This window comes from Leptospira yanagawae serovar Saopaulo str. Sao Paulo = ATCC 700523 (assembly GCF_000332475.2).
GTDB classification, from domain to species: Bacteria; Spirochaetota; Leptospiria; order Leptospirales; family Leptospiraceae; genus Leptospira_A; species Leptospira_A yanagawae.
The window spans coordinates 1-9300 of the sequence record NZ_AOGX02000003.1; the positions used below are offsets into that span (position 1 = coordinate 1).

General features: G+C 34.1%; 14 protein-coding genes. 12 read left to right on the forward strand and 2 right to left on the reverse strand.

The genetic code is table 11. From position 1 onward, the window contains the following. Positions 1 to 97 precede the first annotated feature (97 nt). The 7 genes from LEP1GSC202_RS00120 (at position 98) to LEP1GSC202_RS00140 (ending at position 3177) form a co-directional block, all read left to right on the forward strand. Positions 98 to 364, forward strand: coding sequence for a transposase (locus LEP1GSC202_RS00120; RefSeq protein ID WP_015675631.1), 267 nt, complete (start codon positions 98 to 100; stop codon positions 362 to 364). Next, positions 361 to 492 (forward strand): hypothetical protein, encoded by a 132-nt coding sequence (locus LEP1GSC202_RS20335; RefSeq protein WP_015675647.1) that lies wholly within the window; start codon positions 361 to 363, stop codon positions 490 to 492. The genes LEP1GSC202_RS00120 and LEP1GSC202_RS20335 overlap by 4 nt, the downstream gene beginning before the upstream one ends. A 10-nt stretch (positions 493 to 502) precedes the next feature. Then, complete coding sequence (locus tag LEP1GSC202_RS19815; RefSeq protein ID WP_015675646.1) at positions 503 to 685, forward strand: IS3 family transposase; 183 nt, start codon at positions 503 to 505, stop codon at positions 683 to 685. A 285-nt stretch (positions 686 to 970) separates the two neighbouring features. After that, a complete protein-coding gene (locus LEP1GSC202_RS19820; protein WP_015675653.1) occupies positions 971 to 1177 on the forward strand; it encodes an integrase core domain-containing protein in 207 nt (68 codons plus the stop codon). A gap of 423 nt (positions 1178 to 1600) precedes the next feature. Then, positions 1601 to 1912 carry a type II toxin-antitoxin system RelE/ParE family toxin gene (locus LEP1GSC202_RS00130; protein WP_039927728.1) on the forward strand — a complete coding sequence of 104 codons (312 nt, stop codon included), beginning with the start codon at positions 1601 to 1603 and terminating at the stop codon, positions 1910 to 1912. Positions 1913 to 2026: 114 nt separating this feature from the next. Next, positions 2027 to 2239, forward strand: coding sequence for a helix-turn-helix domain-containing protein (locus LEP1GSC202_RS00135; RefSeq protein WP_015675645.1), 213 nt, complete (start codon positions 2027 to 2029; stop codon positions 2237 to 2239). A 239-nt stretch (positions 2240 to 2478) separates the two neighbouring features. Then, the gene (locus LEP1GSC202_RS00140) at positions 2479 to 3177 is read left to right on the forward strand and encodes an SH3 domain-containing protein (RefSeq protein ID WP_015675650.1); all 699 of its coding nucleotides are present in this window, start codon (positions 2479 to 2481) and stop codon (positions 3175 to 3177) included. 221 nt (positions 3178 to 3398) lie between these two features. Here LEP1GSC202_RS00140 and LEP1GSC202_RS20340 read toward each other — a convergent pair whose 3' ends face one another. Beyond that, a complete protein-coding gene (locus LEP1GSC202_RS20340) occupies positions 3399 to 3602 on the reverse strand; it encodes a GDCCVxC domain-containing (seleno)protein (protein WP_081431666.1) in 204 nt (67 codons plus the stop codon). Beyond that, on the reverse strand, positions 3593 to 4222 hold the full coding sequence (merTP, locus tag LEP1GSC202_RS00145) for a mercuric transport protein MerTP (RefSeq protein ID WP_015675649.1): 630 nt from the start codon (positions 4220 to 4222) through the stop codon (positions 3593 to 3595). The genes LEP1GSC202_RS20340 and merTP overlap by 10 nt, the downstream gene beginning before the upstream one ends. Positions 4223 to 4325: 103 nt before the next feature. On the opposite strand from merTP, the gene LEP1GSC202_RS00150 reads away from it, so the two are divergent. The 5 genes from LEP1GSC202_RS00150 to LEP1GSC202_RS00170 all read left to right on the forward strand — a co-directional run bounded on the left by LEP1GSC202_RS00150 (position 4326) and on the right by LEP1GSC202_RS00170 (position 8754). Next, complete coding sequence (locus LEP1GSC202_RS00150) at positions 4326 to 4709, forward strand: MerR family transcriptional regulator (protein WP_012389160.1); 384 nt, start codon at positions 4326 to 4328, stop codon at positions 4707 to 4709. Between the two features lie 292 nt (positions 4710 to 5001). Further along, the gene (locus LEP1GSC202_RS00155; RefSeq protein WP_015675654.1) at positions 5002 to 6177 is read left to right on the forward strand and encodes an adenylate/guanylate cyclase domain-containing protein; all 1176 of its coding nucleotides are present in this window, start codon (positions 5002 to 5004) and stop codon (positions 6175 to 6177) included. Positions 6178 to 7121: 944 nt separating this feature from the next. After that, positions 7122 to 7778, forward strand: coding sequence for a hypothetical protein (locus tag LEP1GSC202_RS00160; RefSeq protein WP_015675651.1), 657 nt, complete (start codon positions 7122 to 7124; stop codon positions 7776 to 7778). Positions 7779 to 8142: 364 nt separating this feature from the next. After that, a complete protein-coding gene (locus tag LEP1GSC202_RS00165) occupies positions 8143 to 8355 on the forward strand; it encodes an AbrB/MazE/SpoVT family DNA-binding domain-containing protein (RefSeq protein ID WP_039927731.1) in 213 nt (70 codons plus the stop codon). Further along, positions 8356 to 8754 carry a type II toxin-antitoxin system death-on-curing family toxin gene (locus LEP1GSC202_RS00170; RefSeq protein ID WP_039927727.1) on the forward strand — a complete coding sequence of 133 codons (399 nt, stop codon included), beginning with the start codon at positions 8356 to 8358 and terminating at the stop codon, positions 8752 to 8754. It abuts the gene before it with no gap. Positions 8755 to 9300 lie beyond the last annotated feature (546 nt).

The window sequence follows — 9300 nt, forward strand, 5'->3', positions numbered from 1 at the left end:
TTTCTTAAACGAATCCAATCTTCATGAAACTGACCTGCTCCCCAAAAACTGCACCGATATTTAAGTTAGTTTTCTCCGATATTAAGGAGAGAGCATTATGGCAAGAAAGAAGATAGAAGAAAGCGAGATTTTTCGGATATTAAAGGAAGCAGAAACAGGTATTCCAATCAAGGAACTTTCACGAAAATACGGAATCACTGAACAAACATTTTATCGCTGGCGTAACAAGTATGGAGGAATGGAGCTTAGCGAAATCAAGAAGATGAAGGCACTCGAGCAGGAAAATTCAAATCTCAAAAGATTGGTAGCTGACATGGCTCTCGAAATCCAAGCAATTAAGAATGTTTTGGGAAAAAAGTTTTGAGCAGATCAACGAAGGAGAGAGCAGTTGATCTGCTAGTTGAAGAGGGACTTTCTCTAAACAGAAGCCTAGATGTTGTTCTTCTTCCTAAATCAAGACTAGAGGCGTTATTATCAGCCGAAAGCTATTGATGAAGAGACAATGAACGAAATTCGAAGACTTGCTTTTCGATGGAAACGGGAAGGCTATCGACGAATTTACCGAAGGTTAAGAAGGTCGGGTAGGACAATCAATCATAAGAAAGTATATCGACTATATTGCTTAGAAGGGCTTAAAATAAGGACAAAACCGAAGCGAAAGAAAAGAAATGCATCATCACACTAGAGGCGTACCATTGCCTAAGAATTCAAACGAAGTTTGGTCAATGGACTTTGTTTTCGAACGGACGATTGATGGAAGAAAGCAAAGAATTTTAACAGGTATTGATCATTTAACAAGAGAGAATACCATACTTCAGGCAGTAGTTTTACTTTTCGTCAGAAAAGTTGATCAGATATTTAAACACCCTCGAAAGACTTCCAAGAGCTATTTGTTTTGGATAATGGAACAGAATTTACATCCAAAGCTTCCAGAAATGGGCAGAAGATAAGGGGATAGAAATTCACTTTATTGAAAAAAGGAAAACCAACACAAAATGCATTTATAGAAAGTTTCAATGGTAAACTTAGAGATGAGTGTTTGAATCTACACTACTTTAAAAATCAAAGAGAGTTAACCGATGCTTTGCGAATTTTCCAAAAGGAATACAACGACGAGCGTCTTCACTCTTCATTGAATTACTTGACTCCTTCAGAGTTTAAGCGATCTTATGGTTGAAATGTTTAGAGAAAACTAACTTATCCATTGGTACTGAAAATGGGGGCAGGTCAGCACCAAAAGACCAAAATAGAGAGATTTTCGGAAATATTAATTATACAAATTTTACTTCGCATAACAGCACCTTAACGCTTCGCTTCGGCACAAGGCCTCGCTCGGTCTGCGACACATAGGCTTTCTGTCACTCGTTTGCATCCGCAAACTACGTGCCAGTCCCTAACGTCCCGTTACCGGGACTCAGGGTCAGCCTACGTCGTTAAGGCTAGTTCGTTATACGACATTTCCGAGAAATCCGTAAAAGAACGGGCGTCCATGCCCGTAAGAACGAAAAAAAGTAGGGAAAGAGATTACTTAATTCTTGACATACATTACCTACACGTTATATTACTACTAGAGGCGTATGAAATAAAAAGAACCGAAGAGATGGTTCTCTGGCTAAAAGATCTAGATAATGATGCAAAAAAGGATATTTTAGTTTCTATCGAAATTCTTAAAGAGTTTGGGCCTAGACTTGGAAGACCACATGTTGATACCATTACCGGTTCTAAAATTAAAAATTTAAAGGAACTTAGAGTTAATAGCAAAAATAGACCATTTAGGATATTTTTTGTTTTTGATCCTAAGAGAAATGCTATTTTACTCATTGGCGGAAATAAAGCGACTTCTAAGAAATTTTATCCAAACATGATTAAAAAATCTGAAGAATTATACTCTGAATATTTGGGAGATTTGTAATATGAATTAAAGAAAAAAAAAGAATTAAAAAGTTTTGATACTGATCTTACTAAATTTGTCTCACAAGATATTATTGATCAAGCAAAAGCTGAGGCTCAAAAACAAATTTTCAAATTGAAGCTTGCTGAACTAAGACAAAAACAAGGAATCAAGCAAACCGATGTGGATGGTTTTTCTCAAGTCAGTGTTTCTAGAATTGAATCTAGATCTGATATTAAAATCTCTACACTAGTCGATTATGTTCACGCCTGCGGATTTGATGTTGAGATTAAGGCTGTCCCCAAAAAAAAGAAAAACAAAGAAGAATTTGTTTTATTAAGAGCATAAGAAAACGCCATCCGTGGCTTAATAAAATCATTATACTCGAAAACGTCGTATAACAGCGACTTACCGCTTCGCTTCGGGACGAGCCCTCGCTCGGCCTGCGGCAAATTCCCTTTCTGGCATTCGCCTTGCTTACGCAAGCTATATGCCAGTCCCTAACGTCCCGTTCCGGGACTCAGGGTCAGGGAACTTCGGTAAGTCTAGTTCGTTATGCGAAAAGAAAATAAAATTTAGGAAACAAAATGTTGAGAATAACTATTTTAATTTTTTCATTTATATTTGCATGTCAGGAAGACAGCAAAATCAATAATTCTACTCCATCAGATTCAAATGCTGAATCTGCTACAAAACAAGAATTGGAGATAGAAAAGCAATGTGTAGGTGTAAAAAGTGGGTTAAGATTGAGATCTCAGCCGAATCTTGACGGAGAAAAAATAGACTTAATTCCGTATCAATCTATTGTATCAATACTTAAAATTGGTGATCCCATCTCAATTGATAATATTTATTCCAAATGGGCAAAAGTAGAATTTCAAGGCAAAGTTGGTTGGGTATTCATGGGCTACCTAAATTGGGATTGTACAGAGTATAATTTTCCTGATGCATCTAAAATAACTGAAGAGAATGTTTATGGTAAATTTTTGGACAACCAACATGGGGGTAACTTCAATATTTATTTTCAAGAAAACAATATATACAGAACGAGTATATTTGGAGGCTGCGATGATGGCGGATGTAATATAGAAAATGACTTTGGAGAATGGAGGGTTTTCAATAATTTGATTTATTTACGATCAAAGTCCAACCTAAAATTAAATTCAGATTTATTTATATTTTATATTTCCAAAGACAAATCTCTTAATCCAGTTGATAGAGAACATGCAATATTTGAGAATTATGGAACAGATATCATTTCTGGATGGAAGAGAGATAAGAAGTAAATATATTTTCTCTTCGCATAACAGCGACTTACCGCTACGCTTCGGCACAAGGCCTCGCTCGGCCTGCGGCAAATTCCCCTCCTGGCATTCGCCTTGCTTACGCAAGCTACATGCCAGTCCCTAACGTCCCGTTACCGGGACTCAGGGTCGGGGAACTTCGGTAAGTCTAGTTCGTTATGCGACATTTTCAAAGTCAAATTTTAAATTAATTATTTAAGGAATTAACAACATCCTTCAATTTGTTTCGGAGGACATTTCACTGTTCCAAAAGAACAAAATACACAGCAATCGCCATTCTTAGGCTTCATGTAATACAAACAACTATCACATGTATAAAAATGTTGGCATGCATTTATAGGCATCTCTTCTTTCTTTCTAAACCCGCACTCTGGACAAGTTATAGTTGATAATGTAATTATTTCCATTTTCGTTCACCTTTTATATTTATTACTTTATATCCAACTTTATTCTGTATAATATCCTTAAATTCTTGAATACCGACTTTTCTTTTATCATATACTATTTGTGTAACTCCCTTCTTATAATCCGAAGTTACTTTTAAAACTCCAGTTAATTCCACTAAAGCAGTATTCACACTATATTCGCAACCAACGCATGTCATACCTGATATCACAAATTCGGCAACTACCAAGTGTTCACTTTCTAATTTTCCTTTTACTTCATTTACTGATTTCAAAATTGAACTATAATTTGGAAATAGAAATAAAAACAAACTGAGAATCGTGACAAAAGCTAAGTATATTTTACTGTAAAAAAAACGATTGAAGATACTTCTTTCGCAATCACAATCCAAATCAGATTTTTTGGATTTAGTAATAAGATTATACCATAGTAAACTAAATATTACCATAGATAGTATTATCAAAAATGATCGATAAGGTTCTAACCATGAGAAAGTCGAAGCAATTCCAGAGAATCCTCCAATTACTCCAACAATAGGAGAAACACAGCATAATGAAGAAGATATCGCTAATAAAAAACCAGCACTCACTTGAATCCTAAAATCGTTAAATATCTTGTACATGGCAATTCTCCCGAATATATTTTCCTTGCTATATATATGTGACAACATTATAGTTTACTAGAAGGCTTACATTTTTTTATTATTCTCAAAAAAAGGTAATTTTATGCATATCGGAGAGTTTTCAAGAATTTGCAAAATATCAAAGGAATCCATTCGATACTATGAAAAAGAAGGACTTTTGAAAGGGTCTAGAAAGGAGAATAATTATCGAGTTTACTCTAAAAAAGATATACGCGTAGTCGAATTGATCAATTCTCTTAAAAATTCTGGATTTACACTTTTTGAAATTAGAAGTTTTTTAAATTTATATGACTCGGATTCCAAATGCAAAGAAGTTCAAATTAAACTAGAAAACAAATTACTTATCATAAAAGACAGAATTTCTGAACTTATTTCTATTCAGGAAAAGCTTAATAAATCTATCCTAGAATGTGAAGACAATCCCAATAAAAAATTCTGCAATATTGTCTCAAGTTCCCATTTATAGCAAATTGAATTAAATTTACATTATTTAATTTTAAAATAATATGTTAGAATCTTGAAAACGTCGCATAACATCGGCTAAACACTGCGCTTCGGGTCTACGCCCTTGCTTGGCCTGCGGCACATTCCTCTCCGTCACGATTCTTGCTACGCAAGAATACGTGCCGACGCTAACGCCTACTCCGTAGGCTCAGCTCCGAGGAACGTCGTTTAGCCTCGTTCGTTATGCGAAATGTCAAAAAAAAGTGCATTAAAAAAGAATTTACTCTAAATATTTAAGAAATATAATAGAAGCAATGGAAGAAGAATCAAATTCAGCCGATAGTAATGAACACCTAATTCCTGATAAACAGAACGATTCAATTGATGAAAATTCTTCCGATACTTTACCAGGTTCTGCTTTAAACTTTCCAAAACAAATTAATACCATAAATAATATGAGTAGCTTCTCTGCAGCTCAATCTGTGGCTGAAGCCCTCAAACGAACAAATACTCTTAATTCAATGAGTAGCTTCTCTGCAGCCCAATCTGTGGCTGAAGCCCTCAAACGAACAAATACTCTTAATTCAATGAGTAGGGAACACCAAATGCAGGAAAATGTTATCCAAGAAAATTATAGTAGTTCCTTGAAACTAAAAAAGGATATTATTGAATTAGAAAAACAAATTTTAGAATTCGAGAACAAATACAGTGAAAAATCAGAAGAACATAAGGAAGCAACCGAAGAGCTTGAAAAATTAAAGGTCTTAATTGAGACGTATGACTCTAAAAGCAAATTGAACCATATTGCAAGTAAAATTCATCCCGAGGCAGCGAATCTATTATATAGCAATCATGACTTATTAAAAGAATTCGATAAGGATACTTCAAGAAATGTAACCGTTTTATCAATCGATATAAGACGATCAACAGAATTAATGCTAAAAGCTAAGGATCCGCATTCATATGCTTTATTTATTTCAGAAATAGCAGTTGGATTAAAAGAAATAATATTAGCAAATTTTGGAATCTTTGATAAATTTACCGGCGATGGAATATTAGCCTTTTTTTCCGAATTCTATTCAGGGAAAGACTTTCTAGCACATTCTCTCAAGGCAGCAAACGAATGTCATGAGTTTTTCAATAAGTATTATAATTTAAATAGAAATAAATTCAAAATAGTAATGAAAGATATTGGCTTAGGAATAGGAATAGATTATGGCGAAGCAAACATAATAAAAATCAATAATGAATTAACGGTCATCGGAAACCCAGTAGTATATGCTTGTCGCTTCTCAGGATGTCAACCAAACCAAACTCTAAGTAACCAAGGAATGGTAGATGCTTTGCGTGAAAAATATGATTCTTATTTAAATATCGAAGAAAGCTTAATAGACATTAAACATGAGGGCAAAGCCTTCGGTTATACCGCTTACTTAAATTTTAATAAATTACAATTAATTAATCCATTTTGGCTTAGAGATTCAAATTAAAAACCTTTTGACACTTCGCATAACAGCAACTAACCGCTTCGCTTCGGGACGAGCCCTCGCTTGGGCTGCGCCACATAGGCTTCTGGCACTCCCCTTGCCTACGCAAGTGTCGTTCCAGTCCCTAACGTCCCGTTCGGGACTCAGGGCCAGCCTACGTCGGTTAGTCTAGTTCGTTATACGCTATGGTTTACATTTAATTTAATTACAGAATTTGAGAAATATAAATATTTTGAATCAGAAAGGTAGTTAATAAATTAATATTCCATTATAGGATAGAATGTAAATATTCAAAAAAGTCTTATCTATTAATTTATGTTCAATAAAATACTTTACAAATTTACAGAACCTTCTTTATAAATAATTAAAAATATGGAACATTTTCATAATTACATTTCATTCGCACTTATTTTCTTATTTATTACTATTCAAAATATATATTCACAGAATAAAAATGAAGTAATTGATTTTTCAAAATATGAGATCAAAGAGATTATCTATCTTGATTGCCCAAAAAAGAAAGAATGCTTTAGAAACTGCTCAAGTTCAGGTTCGGCAATGCCTAATAGAAAATATGATCAATTCATAACCAACGATCAAGTTCTACGAAATGAATGTACGAGAAAATGTAGTGAAATAAGTTGCACTGATATTAATAAGTAAATTAAAATAATTAAATCATTAACTGAATATAAAAAAAGTTAGCTTAATAACATTTTAAACAATAAATAATAAATAAACCACAGCGTATAACAGCGACTTACCGCTGCGCTTCGGCACAAGGCCTCGCTCGGGCTACGCCAAATTCCCCTTCTGGCATTCGCCTTGCCTTCGCAAGCTACATGCCAGTCCCTAACGTCCCGTTCCGGGACTCAGGGTCGGGGAACTTCGGTAAGTCTAGTTCGTTATGCGTAATTTTTATAAAACTGAATATAAATGGATAATAAATGAAAGAGTTACTCAAAATATTAATAATTTCGATTTCAACTACATTTTGCTCATTTAATAGCAAAAATACTTATTACACTATTATTGATCCCACAACCCAAGCCTTTGGTGAAATTGAACCCAAAATAGATGACTTCAAAGAATTACCATATTTGGCTAAAGTTGAAGTACTAACCAAAGAACCAATTAGAAAAGGCGTTTTTAATTTTCACAAAATTTCATATTTGGGAAAAATATACTACATAGATTCAATCTATCTTTCTAAAAAAACTGAACCTCCATTCAAAGAATATTGGCTAACGCAACAGCCAATAAGAGAATTTACAATAAATGAAAATGATATATTCAATAATACAAGGAAGAAATATAACTTCTTTGGACAACCGATGACTATCGATTGGTGGTATCCTGAGAAACCATGGATTTCTTCTGTTCATTCAATAGATTGTTCTGGCAAAAAAATCAAATTGATTTTAGTGGTTATCATAAGTAGCAGAATTGAAGGAAAAGTAGTAAAACTTATTTTTTCGTCCAAAAATGATATAATTGACTATGATCATCTTCTCGAATACTCAGCATCAACCTTGGATAACAATCAAATAAATTTAGAAGAAATAAAATATCCAAGAAAGCACAACAAATGCTTTGAAGAATAATTGTAAAAATAAAAACTACGCATAACAGCGACTTACCGCTACGCTTCGGCACAAGGCCTCGCTCGGCCTACGGCAAATTGTCCTCCTGTCACTCGCCTTGCTTACGCAAGCTACGTGCCAGTCCCTAACGTCCCGTTTCCGGGACTCAGGGTCGGACAACTTCGGTAAGTCTAGTTCGTTATACGACATAGCCTAAAAATCGTTTCGGAATTAAAGATGAGATCATAAGAAAAATCAAAATGTGTTAAATTATTTCAAAACTAAATTTACATTGAATTTATCCAATCCAATTCATCCAAAATAATTAATTTTTTGATTGAAATTGATTATACAATGTTACTACATTGTTAATACAGGCTTAAAAATGTTAAAAAAACTTGTGCAACACGGAAATAGCTCCGCTTTAGTTATTGAAAAACCTATTCTTGAGCTACTTAAAATTGATCAAAATTCTACACTCGAAGTTACGACTGATGGTAAATCTTTGATTATTAAACCGATCGAGAAGAACTTATCTAAATCTTTAGAAAAGATTAATAAAGCTCACGGAAAAACACTCAAAAAACTAGCCCAATAAATGCTGGATGATACTATTTTCCTTTCAATTGAGGACGTAATTCAAATACATAAAAACCAAATCGATATGTATGGCGGTGCAGCGGATATACGTGATTATGGACTCTTAGAGTCGGCTATTCATCAACCAATGACGACTTTTGATGGTGAAAGTTTACATCCTTCTTTATTTGATAAAGCTGCAGCATACTTATACTATCTTTGCAAAAATCATCCTTTTTTGGATGGAAACAAAAGAGTTGCATTAGCCTCTACACTAGTATTTCTCGATATTAATGGCTACGACCTCCTTGATCCAAATGAAATTCTCTATGATTTCGTTATTGGAGTTACAGAAGGAAAATTCAAACTTGGAGAAATTAAAAAAACTTTAGAATCTCTAGCAAAACTTAATATTTAAAAATAGGCTACGTCGTATAACAGCGACTTACCGCTTCGCTTCGGGACTTCGCCCTCGCTCGGGCTACGCCAAATTCCCCTTCTGGCATTCGCCTTGCGTTCGCAAGCTACATGCCAGTCCCTAACGTCCCGCTTCCGGGACTCAGGGGCGGGGAACTTCGGTAAGTCTATTCGTTATACGCAATATCCAAAAAGTGATTCGGAGTCACTTAGTAAGTATTTACGCTAATATCTTTGATTTAACGCATTTTTATTCATGAGATTCGTTCTATCGCAATTCTGCTGATTAACTAGAAAGTTTTAATGAAAATTTTCACCTTAAGAATTAAGAGAAAAGATGAACTAAAGAAAGAAATGAAGAGTTCTTGGTTTCATCTTAAATAAGAAATTATCTTTGTACGGCGACTCCATTTTACATAAATAAGAATAGAAATCTTATTTATCATTCTAAAAATATTTAGAAAAACAAAAAATTTAGGAAAGAAAAAATTAGAAAAAATACGAAATATTGACTAAATTGTTTTCTAATGACTTTTTCCTCTCACAT

Coding starts and splice junctions, on each gene's coding strand:
- LEP1GSC202_RS00120 (WP_015675631.1), top strand. CDS start 98: ATGGCAAGAAAGAAGATAGAAGAAAGCGAGATTTTTCGGATATTAAAG.
- LEP1GSC202_RS19815 (WP_015675646.1), top strand. CDS start 503: ATGAACGAAATTCGAAGACTTGCTTTTCGATGGAAACGGGAAGGCTAT.
- LEP1GSC202_RS00130 (WP_039927728.1), top strand. CDS start 1,601: ATGGTTCTCTGGCTAAAAGATCTAGATAATGATGCAAAAAAGGATATT.
- LEP1GSC202_RS00140 (WP_015675650.1), top strand. CDS start 2,479: ATGTTGAGAATAACTATTTTAATTTTTTCATTTATATTTGCATGTCAG.
- LEP1GSC202_RS20340 (WP_081431666.1), bottom strand. CDS start 3,602: ATGGAAATAATTACATTATCAACTATAACTTGTCCAGAGTGCGGGTTT.
- merTP (WP_015675649.1), bottom strand. CDS start 4,222: ATGTACAAGATATTTAACGATTTTAGGATTCAAGTGAGTGCTGGTTTT.
- LEP1GSC202_RS00150 (WP_012389160.1), top strand. CDS start 4,326: ATGCATATCGGAGAGTTTTCAAGAATTTGCAAAATATCAAAGGAATCC.
- LEP1GSC202_RS00155 (WP_015675654.1), top strand. CDS start 5,002: ATGGAAGAAGAATCAAATTCAGCCGATAGTAATGAACACCTAATTCCT.
- LEP1GSC202_RS00160 (WP_015675651.1), top strand. CDS start 7,122: ATGAAAGAGTTACTCAAAATATTAATAATTTCGATTTCAACTACATTT.
- LEP1GSC202_RS00165 (WP_039927731.1), top strand. CDS start 8,143: ATGTTAAAAAAACTTGTGCAACACGGAAATAGCTCCGCTTTAGTTATT.
- LEP1GSC202_RS00170 (WP_039927727.1), top strand. CDS start 8,356: ATGCTGGATGATACTATTTTCCTTTCAATTGAGGACGTAATTCAAATA.